Here is a 15,768-nt window from a genome sequence, read left to right as displayed (position 1 = left end):
CAGCGAACTTTTAAGTCACAATTCCTAGATTGTTGTAGATTTCGATCAGATTGCCATCAGGATCGCGCAAATGAGCTGTGCGGATTCCCCAGCTTGGGCGATCTTGTGGTTGAGTCACAACTAGCGCATTTTGATCCTTTACTTGCTCATAGACCTCATCCACGTTATCGACTGCCAAAATCAGAATAACTTTATCTCGATTGACAATGTATGAAGGCTGTTCAATTCTGGGGACTACTTCGGCCATTAATTCTTGTTTGAGTAAACCCAGTTTGAGATATCCGGTATTAAACTCAGCATATCCGCTATCTTCATCGCCCCAATCGACATCAAATTTCAGCAGATCCCGATAGAACAGAAAAGAATCTTTGTAGTTGGAGACAAGCAGTCTCAGGTGTGTTAGCTGAAGCTTCATATCTGTTGGGTTAGTCTACTAACTGTGAATTCTAGGTTCTGGGTGCAAAGTCGCCAGCAACTCGCTTTCGACAATTGCTAATTCATCAAGCCGTTGCATGACAATTTCTTTGTCGAAATAAGTAGCAGCTAAAACCCAATATATACCGTAGTGACGCGCTTCGGATGCCATTAGCCCACGATAAAATTTTGCTAACTCTGGCTCTGGACAATGAGCAGCTAATAGTCCCAAGCGTTCGTGAGAGCGAGCTTCGATTAAACCAGTAACTAGCAAGGAATCCAGAAATCGCTCAGGTTCTTTGGGGCGTACTTGAGATTTTAAACCCGCGCCGTATGGAGGCGGCGGTAGGGGAGCCAGGGGAATATTCCGGCGTTCTAACCATTGGTTAACTAACTCAAAGTGTTCTAGTTCTTCGCGGGCGATCGCAGTTAGCTCCCGTACCATTTTAGTATTGGAAGGGTAGCGAAACATCATGTTCAAGGCCACGCCTGCTGCTTTGCGTTCACAGTGGGAGTGGTCGAGTAAGATGATATCTAAATTAGCGATCGCTTGTTCAACCCAAGCAGAACTAGTGGGCTGTTTTAGGGCGTTGATAGTCGATAACTGAGTAAGCACAGAGTCACAAAACTCCAGAATTTAAATTTGGCTGAGTATCGTAGCAAACTGATTTTAACGGAATATTCTTTGGACAAGATTCAATAATTGTTTGGGGGTGAAGGGTTTCGCTAAAAAGCCTTGGATAGCAATACCCGTACTTTGGACTAATGCCTCAGAGCTAGCTAATCCACTCATCGCAATAATTTGCACTTCTGGGTTGATGGTTTGCAAGGTGCTGATCACTGTTTCCCCACCCATTGACGGCATCATTATATCTATCAGCACTAGCCTAATTTCATCTTGATGCTCGGTGTACAGGGCAATGGCCTCAATTCCATTTTGGGCAGTCAATACCTTGTAGTTATGGATTTCCAGTGTGGCTTTACCGATCTGAGTGATGGCTAATTCATCATCAACAACTAAAATCAATTCTCCCTGACCTCTTGGCAGTTCTATCTCATCTATTATTTGAGAAATCCTACCTTCCTTGCTTGGCAGATATATTTGGAATTTAGTCCCAATTCCTACCTGACTGGCTACTTCCACAAAACCGCCGTGGCTTTTGACGATGCCCATCAAGATAGATAAACCCAGTCCCGTACCCTTACCCACTTCTTTGGTGGTGAAAAAGGGATCAAAAATCCGATCGATAATTTCTGAGTCAATGCCAACTCCAGTATCAGTAACTGTAATCTTCACGTAGGAATTAACTGTTGCCCCTATGTGCATCCTGGCATAGTTTTCATCGATGAATAGCTTGGTGGCAGAAATACAGAGTTTACCACCATTGGGCATGGCATCACGAGCATTGACTACTAGGTTCATTAACACCTGATGCAGTTCAGTACTGTCTCCGACAACCATCCCGATATCTGGCGCTATCTCTGTGTTGATGTCGATGAATTTGGGGAATGTCTGTTGGACTATCTGTTTGATGTCTTCAAGCAATTGCGATACTAATACGATTGTGAATTTTTTTTTAGAACCACGAGTAAATGACAAAATTTGCCTCACCAAATCACCGCCGCGCTTGGCATTGGTTTCTAGCATCTTCAGCATTTGCAGCGAACTGTCATCAAGATGGGGATATTTTAGGGGCAGCAGATGAGCAATTCCCATGATTGGAGTCAGAATATTGTTGAGGTCATGAGCAATACCGCTGGCGAGAGTGCCTAAGCTTTCTAAACGTTGACTATGCAATAGGTGAGTTTCGAGTTGTTTTTTCTCGGTAATATCGGTGTCAATAATCAGGATTGATTTAGGCAAGCCTACAGCATCGAACATCAATGTCCAGCGGCTAGCAATGATTATTTCTTTACCATTTTTTTTAAATTTATGTAACTCTCCCTGCCATGTTCCACACTCAATCACAGTTTTCTGAGCTGTTGAGAGTGGAGAAGAGGTTTCTTTAGATAAAAGTTCCCAGGCGTTTTTTCCTTGAGCTTCCTGAACTTGCCAGCCGTACATCTTCTCTGCGCCTTGGTTCCAGAATAAGATTTGGTTGTGCAAATCTTGTACAATAATTGCGTCTGTTGTGATGTCTAATAGGGCAGCCTGTTCGCGAATTTTATGTTCTTGCTGGTGGCGATCGCTAATGTCTCTGAATAGCCAGCGCAAGTTTCCTATTTTACTCTGACTATTACTATTTTCCACAGCGATCGCAGTTAGTTCTGCCGGAAAGTCTGTAATTCCTTCTTCATGAAAAAACCGTAACTCTTCTCTGCTGATTTGCCCCTGCTGTTGCAATTCCAGCATGATTTGACGAAATTTCTGCCGTTCTGTTTGATACACAAACACAGCCATTGGTTTACCAATTAGGTAAGACTGACGCACATTCAATAACTTAGCCGCAGCATAGTTAGCTTCCTGAATAATTCCAGTAGCATCTGTAAGCAAATAACCATCTGGGGCAAAGTTAAATAAATCGTAATAACGTTGACGTTCTGCTTCTACCAAATGGCGTGTAACGATAAGTTCCTCATTTTGTTGCTGTAACTCTTCCAGAGAAATAGATATTTCGGTAATCGCTTGTTGCAAAAGCTCTGCCGGATCATCCTGCTCTATAGATTTCTCTGCCGCCATACTTGCGAGCTGCAAAAGGTTTTCTAGTCGCTGATGCGCCTCGACAATCGCTTGTTGAAAATTTTCCTTAGTCATTTCTAGTCTTCTCATATAATTGCTTTTATCAAGAAACGCAGAAGGAAAACTGACCTCTGCTTCAGTAAAGCGACTATAGGGAACAATAGTTTAATATAATACATCTCAGATAAGTATTTTTATCATATAGCATCAGTTCTCCTGGTGAATCTTGCTACAGCCAGAGTTTAAATCCCTATTTTTAATTTTTAATTTTTATTTCTGCTGCCGCCGTTCCTCCATTTCTTGAGTAGAAATCATACTATTGACTCTCTCTACATCTACCATCATCAAAACTGCTCCTTGCATTTCAATGCCAAGTAGCGGAGTAATTGCCAGATAACATTTTATTTGCCTACCCCGACGATTGGTAGCATCGAGGAGCATTTCTTGAAACTGCTTTTTCCCAGATAGGGATTCGCGAAGAGGCGATCGCAACTGCTCGACGGGTAGCCCAATATCTAGGCTGAAGAGAGACTTTCCGAGAACTTCATCAGTCCGCAAGCCCCATAAGTCTTCGACCATGTAATTCCAAATAGAGATATTAAAGCTACTGTCAATTACCACTATTCCAGTTTGCAAACTCTTGAGAATAGAGACAATGAAAATATTTGTGCGATTAAGTTCTGTGGTGCGCTCGCTTAGTTCGTTATTAATTGTCTGCAATTCTTCATTAGTAGATTGAAGTTCTTCATTCATCGTCTCCAATTCTTCATTAGTAGATTGGAGTTCTTCGTTGGTAGTTTCTAATTCTTCATTAGTAGATTGTAATTCTTCGTTGGTAGTTTCTAATTCTTGTTGTGAACGTTGCAGGGCATCTTGAAGTTGAATATAACGGGTGACATCATGAAAAGAGATACTGACCCCTAAAAAACTGGTATCTGTTTCTTGTAAAGGCGTAATTTGCACATCCAGATATTGGGTTTCTGTATTAGACAAATAGCGCTCTACGTTGGTTAGGCTTACAGGACGGCGTTCAGTATAAGCCCGTTCAATTAGCGATCGCAATTCAACTGGTCGATAGGAAAGTTCTAGATCCTGGAAGGGACGAGCTAAATCTTTGGGGGAAAGGGCGAACAAAGTCCGCGCCTGCTCGTTCACCATTATCAGAGTGCCATTGATATCAATGATTATTTGGGCGATTGGGGCTGTGTCAAAACCCATCTCTCGCAGCCGGAGGTTTCGAGACAAACGGCTGCTAGATTCGTCATCTACTGAATTTGCCATAACTAAGAGGCGATCGCGTAAATTCACCATCGATACTTTCGTAAATATTCGGTTTTTCAAGTCAAGTGGCGTAAACAGATTAGAATGCATCAATAGCATCTCTGCTTTTCCCAAAAACAGATAGCCATTATCATTGAGTGCAAAATGAAACCGGGACAGAATCCGCCCTTGCGTCTCAGAATTAAAATACATTAATGTATTGCGGCTGACTAATAAATCTAAGCGTGAAATGGGCGCATCCTGAAGCAAATCGTGGCGACCAAAAATCACTGAGCGGCGCAAATCCTGGCGGAAGACATAGCGATTTCCGACAATCTCAAAGTATTTCTGCCGCAGTTCATCTGGTACTGCTTGGACATCTTTTGCTGAATACACTGCTTGTCGAGCCTGGTTGAGAGTATCTTCATCTACATCTGTAGCGTAGATTTTTACTCGTTGGCGAAATTCCTCTGCTCCCAATATTTGAGCCATCAACATTGCCAGCGTATAAGCTTCTTCCCCAGAAGCACAGCCAGCGCTCCAGATGCGGATTTGGTCAGAACTTTTTTTATTTTTAATCAGATTAGGCAGTATTTGATCTGCTATATATTCCCAAGCTGATGAATCTCGAAAAAAAGCGGTAACGTTAATTAGAATAGTGTTGAAAAGATAATTGAATTCATCTGGATAAACTTCTAGATAGTCTTGATACTCTTCAAAGTTTTCTATATTCAACGACTGCATTCGCTTGCATACCCGACGTATTAAAGTCGAGCGCTTATAGCCTGTAAAATCAAATCCTCGGCTTTGTCTGAGATAAATTAGTAGATTTTCAAATTTGGGATCTCTTTCTGCGGAAGTCATAAGGTAAAGAGGGGCAGGGGGAAAAGGAGCAGAGGAGTAGAGGGGTGGAGTTCCGCTCTACGTCCGCAAGTATCAAAGGCTCATTAAAACAGTTCTGAGCTTCATTCACGAATATCAAATACTCATGAAACTATGGTGACACCAAGTTGCATTCTAAAACAACGTGAGTTCGACGGTTATAAAAAGGCAAAAAGCTTGCTAGATATAAAGCATAAGAAACCGATACCAATTTATACCAATTCTCTGTGAGTAAACTTATAGGTTATTTTGACCCTTCCCAACTTCCCCAATACTTTGGGGAAGTACCGTAGGCGGTAGGGTTCTTTCTATACATCTTCATAAAAAATTGGTATAAGTCGAGGAGAAAATTTATCAGTATGTAACAAATAGTTAAGCAGAATAATTAGAGTTAAATCCAACACGTTGCTTACTGTAACTTACCTTTTCTCCTCTTGTTTGAATTTATCTTTTTAAGGGAGCGATCGCTTACATCGATTGTTCAAACCTTTTAGCTAAAATCCATACCATACCGAAACATCAGCATTTACCTTTGGTAATTTTAAGTTCTAAAAGCAAGCAAACTTTAGACCTGAAAGATTTAGCACCTTAGTTTACCGCTTTTTTACAAAAGCCCGTGCGGCACTATCAATTACATAATTGAACTTACTACAAAAAAGAGAGTTAGGGCAGCATAAAGCTATCCTAACTCCCCACCCCCTACAATAATTATCATTACTAATTATGAGGATTTTATTTTTTGGAAGTACCTGATCAATCAATACAGTTCAGAATGAGCAACAAAAGCCTGATGTAGAGACGCGATAAATCGCATCTTAAAAAACCAATTTTCTACACCAATAACCCTTAACTAAAGCGTATTGGCTTATCAATGAGGTGGCATAGAGGGCATTTTATTACTGGTAAGTGCTTTACAAGCGTGCCATTGACTTAGTACTTATTGTACATAGCTTAGAGCTTTACAAGGGTGCCATTCGACTCAACCCTCTTGAACTCGGTGTTCAAACTCCTCACGGGTTTCTTCAACTATAACTAGAGAAGATGCATAGATATCTTTATGTTCCTGTTTTAACCAGTTTAAAAGACGAGCCATCTGGGCATTTCTTAAATCTAGGTCTGTCTGAAAAATAATTGAAGTTGCCATCACTTGAGCATATTGAACTGGATGACCTTGATTTACTAAACTACCAATTAAACCTGCTAAGGCTTCCTGCCGTACTGGATCAGAACTAGCTTCTATAGACATGATTTTCGTTACCAAATAGTTGTTGAAAATATCCTATATTATTTACCAAAGGTTTTAGTAACTGTAATATCACGTAATTTGAAAAAGATAGATAAAAATAGCGGTGTATTTACTTAATTCAATACATTAAAGCAACAGTCAAACATCAAATAAATATATTTTTTAAAGTATTTAAAAGTCTAACAAAAATCCGAAAACTTACATCAAATATTACAAACTAAATATACTTTAAAGTTAAAGCTTACATTTAAATTTAAGTCATGCATAAAATCAACACAACTTTAACATTAAAGCTATCAACTGCTTTTGCTAGCTGTCTTATTTAGATTTTTTACACAAGTAAACTCTTTACATTCTTGAAAACGTATGTTTTATTTGATTCAGTAGAGAGCAAAGGCAAATGCCTAGCTAATACTAACAATCAACAATGAGTTAAGGTCTAAAATCATGGCAGTCGAAAAAACCAATTCTTCTTCAAGCTTGGCAGAAGTTATTGATCGGATCTTGGATAAAGGTATCGTTATAGATGCTTGGGTACGTGTTTCCCTAGTTGGTATTGAATTACTTGCAATCGAAGCTCGGATCGTCATTGCTTCTGTTGAAACCTACTTGAAATATGCAGAAGCTGTAGGCTTAACACAGTCAGCTGCTGTACCTGCTTAATTATTAAGTAGATGCAATCAAATTAGAATTACAAACTAATACCGTTTCTTCGTGAAGTCAGCTGCGCCAAGATATTTCGCTCTCCCGTCTTCCTGTGTTGTTCTTTGCGTTCTTTGCAGTTCCTTTTTAAGGACTTGCATCCCAGTATATCTTCATAGAGACTTGGTAGAAGTAATTCTAATTGTTCTTCTGTTTTTCGTCGATTATCTTGATACTTCTCAATCAAGATTTATCAAAGAATAAAATGTCAAGAGCAGATATTGTATGAGCTACATTATCTGGATATTAATTGTCCAGTTAATGTAGTTTATTTACGATTTTCATAATATTGCGGAGAATCTCATGACGGCTTTAATGGAAAAAATCCGGCAAGAGCATAAGTCGATAGCTGAGGAAGTATCTCAACTATTTAGAGAGACTCATGAATTCTTGTCTGCTACAACAGCAAACAGAGAAGAGCTAGCCAAAAAGCAAGCCCAATATCTGCATCAGTTCCACCAAAACCTGGAACAAACAACCCAGCAGTTTCTCACAGAAACTACTAAAGAAAGGTTTGCACAAGCTCAAGCTCTCCACCAAGAACTTGAGCAAACAAACCGCGAGTTTCTCACAGAAGCTACTAAAGAAAGGTTTGCTCAAGCTCAAGCTCAAGCAAAGTTTTTGCAGGAGTTCTACCAAGAACTTGAGCAAACAACCCACGAATTTCTAGCAGAAACAGCAAAGAACAGAACTGAGCAAGCCAAAGCACAAAAGCAATATCTGCATCAATTTCGTCAGGATTTGTTTGTAAGCATTTTTGGCACGCATATTTAGTCGTTAGTCAACGCTCTGACCAAGGGAGTTAATACCCTTTCTCTAAATTACAGTTCATTCTCCTTTCCTCCTTGCTCTAGATTTGTAGATTTATTTTAGAGAATTGGTAATCTGTTGGCGAACTAGATGAAATAGTAAAACCCCCTAATCTTGCAGTTAAATAACTGGTCAGAAAAGGGGGCAAATTTAACAATGAGTTTTAGTGTAAAAGTTTAGATATTCTATCTATTAATTTAGTGTTACTGAGTTATCAAGTCTTAAAGTTTTTCTTGAACTTGGTTTTTAGAATTAACAAGCGTTAACTTTTGGTTTGTTACTCTATATAAGTAGAATAGCATATCAAGTTACCAATTGCAACATTCTAAGTTTTTTGTCTCGAAAAGCTATTTTCCCTTATTGTAATCTATGGCGATCGCTACAAATAACAGCAAAAAAGCTGTTTCTTGTTTAATTGCGAATAACTAATGAATCCTAGCCTAACCTCCTAGCTCTCTATTTTCGTTGTGAATCTCATTCGTTAGCTCAAAGGTTGTCCATTTACTGAAATTTTAGTTACAAGTCAAAATGAAAAGTCAAATGTGCTGGCATTTGCCACATCCATTTAATCAGAAAATTCTTCACCTGCGTTTGTCTCCTCAAGACCCTTGGCAACCATATACAAGTTTTCCCCAATATTGCTTACCAGATTATGAAATTAAAGCTGGCTCAAAGGGGTATCACACTATGCAAGTCCTTTTAGCTCAAGGTTGGGAGTTAGTACCATCTAACTTTGGTACTTCCTTGTCTGATTACTGGCCGCTTGAAGCCTAGTACCGCAAGGCGGAATTAAAAATTAAAAATTAAAAATGAATACAGCATAAGGGTTTCGTTGATTTGGAATGATTGGTTTATTTCCGCCGTGTTGTACTAGTGATTAACAGCAAGACATTAAAGACTTTTTAATTTTTTCAGGTTTTAACATTACCTAACAATTGCATTCTTACATCAATGTTTTGTCTTTGAGGTAAAAAAATGTCTAAAACACAATCTGAAAACTTATTTTTAGATTCATACTTGAAGCAAGATATACCACTTCATAATTATTCAGTTACTATCGTTATTCCATGTCTTAATGAAGAAGGTAATCTGGAACGGCTTTTGCTTAATATAGAAGAAACATTTGAGCAGATTGGTTTTAGTTTACCAGTCTTAGTAGTTGATGATGGCAGCACAGATGATAGCTATAAAATCCTCAATCAAATGAGTGAAAAATGCGATTATTTGAGCATAATTCGTCATTCCGAAAGGCGTGGTGTAACTGGAGTATGGAAGACAGCATTAGATAATGTCCAAACTGATTGGATATTTTGGGGACAAGCAGACTTAGAGTCAGATCCCCGAACTGACTTACCATTACTGTTAGAAGCTTGTGTACTAGGAGTAGATGCAGTAGCTGGTTGGCGGCAGAAACGGTTTGATGGTAAGATTGTTGCTTCTAAATTAGCCAATACTACTTGTCGTTTACTCTTTGGTTTAAAGATCCACGATATGAACTGGATCAAACTAGTCCGTCGTGATTTATTATTAACTCTGCCTGTAAAAACAATTACCCATCGCTATTTATTGGCGGTATTAGCAGCACAAGGATATAAGGTTACAGAAGTTCCCACGCCTTGGCATCCTCGATACTCTGGAACAACCAAGTTTGGCAAAAAGCGTCTTCTGACTTCAGCTATTGATTTTGTCAAGTTATGGTGGTGGTTTCAAAGCGAAGGCCGTCTAGCTAATCGAGACCAAAAGAAAAGAATTGATTCAGTCATAAACTATGCTGGTGTTGTTTTACAGGAAAAAATCTAGTCAATTCAACTAGTCATAAATAAAAAACTGCCTCATCCACGCGATGAAAACATACGCAGGGTGCGTCAAGTTGAATCTAATCAATGGAAACAGGAGAGCGCTTATCACAGACGTTCTTTGTCTGACTGATAACTATTCTCACAATGAGAATTACTAGTTTACGCAACCGCAGCTAGTGATTTTAACATCAAATCTTTCTTCTGCATTTCCCAGGCTAGGGTAGTGTAGACAATTTGATCTAAGTCATTATATTTTGGTTGCCAGCCCAGTAATTTATGGATTTTATCAGCACTAGCTATTACACAAGCAGGATCGCCAGGGCGACGTTCTGTTTCAATGACCGGAAAATCTACCCCAGAAATAGCCTTAACCCGTTCGATAACTTGACGGACACTGTAACCTTGCCCATAACCACAATTGAGAATTTGGCTTTCGTTACCTCGCTCCAGATAAGCCAAAGCATCTAGATGTGCTGTTGCTAGGTCTTCAACATGAATATAGTCTCTAATTGCCGTTCCATCGGGTGTTGGAAAATCCGTACCAAAAATTTGTACTCCTAGCCTGCGTTTGAGTGCAGCATTACAGGTAACTCCAATTAAATGAGATACTTCTTTTGACACCTGCCCCAATCGCCCACCAGGTTCTGCTCCGGCAACATTAAAGTATCGTAAAATTACGTAACGGAAATCAGAAGCGTTTGCATAGTCACGAATCAGCCATTCACAAGAAAGTTTTGATCGCCCATAGGGGTTAATCGGTTCAGTTGGTGTAGATTCCCTCACAGGACTGGTTTCTGGTTGTCCATAGACAGCTGCTGTACTGGAAAAGATAATTTGCTTCACACCCATGTTGTTGCAACAACGGAGTAAATTTAGTGTGTTGCGAGTATTGTTAGCGTAATAGTCTAAAGGATGAGAAACAGATTCGGATACATTCAGACTGCCAGCAAAGTGTAACACTGCCGCAAATTGATGTTGAGAAAATACCTGCCAAAGACATTCTGAATCTTTTAAATCACCAATAATTAACTCACCATGCAATACTGCTTGGGGTGAACCTGTAGAACAGTTGTCATACACCACAACATCGTAACCAGCCTCGCCCAATTGACGAACTACATGAGAGCCAATGTATCCTGCTCCACCAGTGACTAAGACTTTTTTATTCATCTGCCTTTACCTAGTAATACGACTCGAATGGTTTTAAAGACGATCGCTAAATCCAAAGCTAGGGAATAGTTTTTGATGTAGTAGAGGTCGTAAGCTAATTTCTCGTAAGCATCCTCTACTGATGCACCGTAGGGATACATAACCTGTGCCCAGCCTGTGATTCCGGGTTTGACGACATAACGTAAGTCATAGTAGGGAATTTCTTGTCGCAACTTGATATCAAATTCTGGCCGTTCTGGACGGGGGCCAATAAGGCTCATTTCTCCCCAGAGAACGTTTAAAATCTGTGGTAGTTCATCAATTCTAGTCAGGCGTAACCAGCGTCCTACTCTGGTAATCCGAGCGTCTCGTTCGTTCGCCCACTGCGCTCCCCGTTTTTCGGCATCTTGATACATGGAACGGAATTTGTAAACTCTAAAGAGCTTTCCTTCCAAACCAGTCCGCATCTGTGTATACACCACTGGGCCTGGACTATCCAACTTAATTGCTAGTACTGTTAGCAACATCAGTGGAAATAAAAACAGAAATAATGACCATGCCAGAATAATGTCTAATAACCGCTTCAGCTTTTGATTAATGCTGTCAGCCGCTAAATTAAAACCAGCACCAAAAGCCAGCCAGTTATCCTGAAGCAGGGATGAGGGAAGTTTATACCACAAGATTTCACAAATATCGGGAATCCCGTAGATGGGGACACCAGATAAACGTAACTGCATCAACTGCTGTATCTGTGCATCAGATAATTCCATTGGAGTTGTTACTACTACCCCTGACCAAGGTTGTTGACTCCATTGGGATAAGTCATTGAGCCTCCCCACAGCAACTCGATTACTTTTTGCTAACTCATTAATGTTCTGCTCTGCTGTTACTAGAACAACTAAGCGCCCTAATGAAGTGCGTTCTAGAAAAGTTTTGCCAAATAGAATGGCTTTTTTCCCTGCACCCAAAATGAGCCAACGGCTGTGTTGAGCTTGCGATCGCGCCCAGTTTGCTACATATATTCTTGATACCATAGCCCAGGTGGTAAATATGCCTAAGCAGGGAAGCAAAATTCCTCGTTTCAAGACCGATTCTTTCCCCCAAGCACCAGTAAGGTAAATGAGAGACGCAATAATGATACCAACAACAACATTACTAACCAAAATGCGAGATGGAGCGCGCAATCCTGCTATTTGAGTATCTGGATGATAAGTATCTGCTAAATACAGCCCGGCGAGAATGAGGAAAATAAATAAATAAATAAAAGGGTCAAAACCATTCAGATATTGATGCGATCGCAACCATAAACAGAGAGATAAACTCAACCATAAACCCCCAATATCGCCTAATAGCAGTAATAGAGAGAAGGTATTGTGTGTCTGATATAACTTCTTAGTTTTTTTGACAAGAGTAATATTAGTAGTCATTTAGGTACATTACTAAAAATTAAAAAGATTACAGTATAGACATAAAAAAATTGGATATAAGCAATAATTCCCCCGAAACTTTTAGTATCAGATTTCAATAGATCAAAATAATTTAAAACTCATTAGCAAACTACAAGACCAGTAATCGAAAACAAAACCCTGGTTTCAACACCTAGAAAACAAAATTTTGTGAGATTACTCAAAAAAATCGCCTTGTTTGTTTGATCAGTATTTATGAAGCCTTCACCTTTATTATTAACCCTGATTTTAGCTATGAGCTACGGGGGAATTACGTAAACATTACAATTAATACATTTTATCTTTACAAAACTTATTAAATAAATGACCCAAAATAATTAGATTTTTAGGCTTAAGTGATTTGTATTCTATATACTAAGATGAATAATCAACTTTAAACAAAATTAACTCATAAAATAAATTTTGAGATGATAATTAAATTATGCAAAACCTTGCTGTAAAAGGCTTACAGATTTTTGTTAATTCATCACTGTATATTTATTGATTCACTTGGGCTGTAGTCAAACGATGCCTGGATTGGGCTACACCTACACTAAAATATTTTTTGAGTAAGTACAAAATCTAGTAATATTTATAGCAAATAATATGTCAAAAACCAGTAAATGGATAAAACCGTAAAAATACGTATGTATTTTTGGGGAAAGCTTGATAATCTTTGACTAAAGCTTTATAGATTATTCAGCCCCAGTTGCAATCAACGAGGAGCAATATCAGAGGATATTTGGACAAATTGATCTTTGTCCTCTTCTACTTCCTCACTCTAATATCAGTAAATAATGAATCAACTAAATCCTTATGAGTGTCAACATCTGGAGTATTAGCTAAACGTATGCCTTCCCATCAAGATGATCAAGACCTGATTAATTTTCAACAGTATTGGCGGATTCTAAAAAGACGTTGGTTTCTGATAGCAATCATTATGGGGTCTGTCTTTGGAGCCACAAGCTTGCTTACTTTTATTCAAAAACCAATTTATGAAGCCGAGGCTAAACTCCTTTTTAATAAGGAAAGTGGCCTTTCTTCCCTTACAGGTGCAAGTGAACAACTGGGACAACTGGGACAACTCACTGGGCTGACAAATCTCTCTAACCCTTTGGAAACTGAAGCAGAAATTATTCGCTCCAATCCCCTGATTCAAAAAACTATTACTGAGTTGCAACTGAAGGATAAACTGGGACAACCTTTAGAAATAGAGGATTTTCTGCTTAAATTGAAAATCAAACCTATCCGAGGGACGGATATTTTACAACTTTCTTACCGTAGTACTAATCCTCAAGAAGCCACAGCTATCATCAATAGATTGATGAGTGCTTATATAACAAACAATGTTCAGGTTAACCGTTCTCAAGCCAGAGCAGCACGGGAATTTTTAAACAAGCAATTACCCGTAGTTGAGGCAAAGGTTAAACAAGAGGAAGCAGTACTGCGTCAGTTTAAAGAAAAATACGAGGTTGTTTCTTTAGAAGTAGAAGCTGAAGAAGGCATTAAAAGTCTTAATGAATTATCCAATCAAATAACCCAACTTCGGGCGCAGTTGGTAGATGCTAGGAGTCGTTCTGGTGCTTTGCAAAATCAATTGGCATTGAACACAAAGCAAGCTATGGCACTTAGCAGCTTAAGTCAATCGAGAGCAGTACAAGAAGTGCTATCACAATATCAGAATGTTCAAGACCAGTTAGCTGTGGAGAGGTCACGATTTACCGATGGACACCCAGTTATTACTAGTTTATTAAGTAAAGAACAAGCTCTTAAAAAGCAGCTAGAAGGAAGAGTAAACCAAACTCTGGGTAGTTCGCAGCCTATCCCAGACCAAGATTTACAAATAGGAGAACTCAAGCAGACCCTAACCGCTAATTTGGTGCAAGTGGAAGTACAACGGTTGGGATTGGAGAAGCAAGTTGGTGTGTTGATGAAGGCATTGGTACTTTATCAAGCACGTCTGAGAACCTTACCCAAACTAGAACAACTGCAACGACAACGGCAACGACAGCTACAGGTTGCTCAAATAACCTACGAACAAATGCTCAAACGATTGCAAGAAGTTCAAGTGCTGGAAAATCAGAATGTAGGTAATGCCAGGGTTGTTTCTGAAGCTTTACTTCCGAAAAAAGCAGTTTCTCCTCGTATACTCTTAAATTTAGCACTAGGGGGATTTTTAGGATTTTTCTTAGCGATCGCAGCAGCTTTATTGCTAGAAGCTGGAGACAAGTCTGTGAAGACAACAGAAGAAGCTCAAGAGTTGTTGGACTATCCTTTGTTGGGTACAATCCCGGTTTTTGATCAAAAAGCTAGGTTGGCTGGTGGTGAGAGTTTAAGGGAGTTGCCGGTACTGAATAACCCTTATTCATCAGTCAATGCTGCCTTTGAAATGCTCCAGATTAACCTGGGTTTCACTTTTTCTGATAAGGAACTGAAGGTAATTGTGGTTAGCAGTTCTGTGATGAGTGAGGGTAAATCTTTTGTAGCAGCTAACTTGGCGATCGCAACTGCCCAAATGGGAAAGCGAGTGCTATTGATTGATGCAGATATGCGTCGCCCCCGTCAACACGAAATGTGGCAACAACCTAATTTGATGGGGTTAAGTAATGTTTTAGTGGGGCAAGCTACGTTAGCAGAAGCTGCCAAGGAAGTGATGATCAATGTAGAATTGCTTAGTTCTGGCATGATACCGCCTAACCCAGCTGCACTATTAGACTCACAAAGGATGAATGGGTTATTGCAACAAGCTACCCAAGATTATGACTTCGTAATTATTGACACTCCACCTTTAAGTATTTTGGCTGATGCGTCGATAGTAGGCAAAATGGCAGATGGAATGTTGTTAGTTGCACGTCCTGGTGTAGTTAATTCTGTTGCAGCTAAGACTACAAAGGCACTTATTCAGCATTCGCGTGTGCCTGTGTTGGGAATAGTAGTGAATGCTGTAACTACTGGCAATAATGACTACAGTTATCACTACTACAATACATATACTGGAGAGAATAATTCTGGTAGGAAGAATAAGATTAAGTCTAACTTAAGTAGAATCACTGGATTAAGACTCCTGTAACTGGTTATTAGTTTGGTGAGATCAGTGTTATTTCTGAGGTGTTCAAGATTTAGGTTGTGTAAAGTTATAGGCGAAACATAAAGCAATACGTTTCAGCTAAGAGAATATAGCAATCATATTGTATTTTTGAAAAAATCTAAGTATATCTAAGGTGTATTTCAAAAATAAAATATGATATGGGATTTATTCTGATACTGATTAATTGGGGCTTGTGATAAAAAATTGCTTTTTTCTTTCGTTAAGTTATTTTTAATCAGCACTAATAAGACTAAAGATCCAACTAAAAACAGCATCAATTTATCCAAACTGCA

At 39.2% G+C, this 15,768-nt stretch carries 12 protein-coding genes; 5 read left to right on the top strand and 7 right to left on the bottom strand.

Going from position 1 to position 15,768, the window contains the following annotated elements:
• Positions 1–10: 10 nt before the first annotated feature.
• From HWQ43_RS26285 to HWQ43_RS26265, 5 genes are all read right to left on the bottom strand, one after another.
• Positions 11–415, bottom strand: a complete 405-nt coding sequence (locus HWQ43_RS26285; protein ID WP_292739137.1) for a VOC family protein — start codon at positions 413–415, stop codon at positions 11–13.
• Positions 416–433: 18 nt separating this feature from the next.
• Entirely contained in the window at positions 434–1,030 is a 597-nt protein-coding gene (gene miaE / locus HWQ43_RS26280) for a tRNA isopentenyl-2-thiomethyl-A-37 hydroxylase MiaE (protein WP_292739135.1), read from the bottom strand.
• A gap of 54 nt (positions 1,031–1,084) precedes the next feature.
• The gene (locus HWQ43_RS26275; RefSeq protein ID WP_292739133.1) at positions 1,085–3,169 is read right to left on the bottom strand and encodes a PAS domain-containing sensor histidine kinase; all 2,085 of its coding nucleotides are present in this window, start codon (positions 3,167–3,169) and stop codon (positions 1,085–1,087) included.
• 195 nt (positions 3,170–3,364) lie between these two features.
• Entirely contained in the window at positions 3,365–5,218 is a 1,854-nt protein-coding gene (locus HWQ43_RS26270) for a CheR family methyltransferase (protein ID WP_292739131.1), read from the bottom strand.
• A gap of 997 nt (positions 5,219–6,215) precedes the next feature.
• Entirely contained in the window at positions 6,216–6,482 is a 267-nt protein-coding gene (locus HWQ43_RS26265) for a hypothetical protein (protein WP_292739129.1), read from the bottom strand.
• 447 nt (positions 6,483–6,929) lie between these two features.
• Here HWQ43_RS26265 and gvpA point away from each other — a divergent pair, with 447 nt between their 5' ends.
• The 4 genes from gvpA (at position 6,930) to HWQ43_RS26245 (ending at position 9,794) form a co-directional block, all read left to right on the top strand.
• On the top strand, positions 6,930–7,145 hold the full coding sequence (gene gvpA / locus HWQ43_RS26260; RefSeq protein ID WP_015080752.1) for a gas vesicle structural protein GvpA: 216 nt from the start codon (positions 6,930–6,932) through the stop codon (positions 7,143–7,145).
• 342 nt (positions 7,146–7,487) lie between these two features.
• Positions 7,488–7,958, top strand: coding sequence for a gas vesicle protein GvpC (gene gvpC, locus HWQ43_RS26255; protein ID WP_292739127.1), 471 nt, complete (start codon positions 7,488–7,490; stop codon positions 7,956–7,958).
• 564 nt (positions 7,959–8,522) lie between these two features.
• On the top strand, positions 8,523–8,768 hold the full coding sequence (locus HWQ43_RS26250; RefSeq protein ID WP_292739125.1) for a hypothetical protein: 246 nt from the start codon (positions 8,523–8,525) through the stop codon (positions 8,766–8,768).
• Positions 8,769–8,969: 201 nt separating this feature from the next.
• Entirely contained in the window at positions 8,970–9,794 is an 825-nt protein-coding gene (locus HWQ43_RS26245; protein WP_292739123.1) for a glycosyltransferase family 2 protein, read from the top strand.
• Between the two features lie 158 nt (positions 9,795–9,952).
• Here the strand turns inward: HWQ43_RS26245 and galE are convergent, their stop codons facing one another.
• Entirely contained in the window at positions 9,953–10,963 is a 1,011-nt protein-coding gene (galE, locus tag HWQ43_RS26240) for a UDP-glucose 4-epimerase GalE (RefSeq protein ID WP_292739121.1), read from the bottom strand.
• Positions 10,960–12,369: a sugar transferase gene (locus HWQ43_RS26235; RefSeq protein ID WP_292739119.1), complete on the bottom strand. Its 1,410-nt coding sequence runs from the start codon at positions 12,367–12,369 to the stop codon at positions 10,960–10,962. Before HWQ43_RS26235 ends, galE begins: the two co-directional genes overlap by 4 nt.
• Positions 12,370–13,207: 838 nt before the next feature.
• Between HWQ43_RS26235 and HWQ43_RS26230 the strand changes: the two genes are divergently transcribed.
• A complete protein-coding gene (locus tag HWQ43_RS26230) occupies positions 13,208–15,457 on the top strand; it encodes a polysaccharide biosynthesis tyrosine autokinase (RefSeq protein ID WP_292739116.1) in 2,250 nt (749 codons plus the stop codon).
• Positions 15,458–15,768: the final 311 nt, after the last annotated feature.

The sequence above is a fragment of the Nostoc sp. JL31 genome (assembly GCF_017114965.1).
GTDB classification, from domain to species: domain Bacteria; phylum Cyanobacteriota; class Cyanobacteriia; order Cyanobacteriales; family Nostocaceae; genus Nostoc; species Nostoc punctiforme_A.
This window is presented reverse-complemented; position numbering and strand designations above follow the sequence as displayed.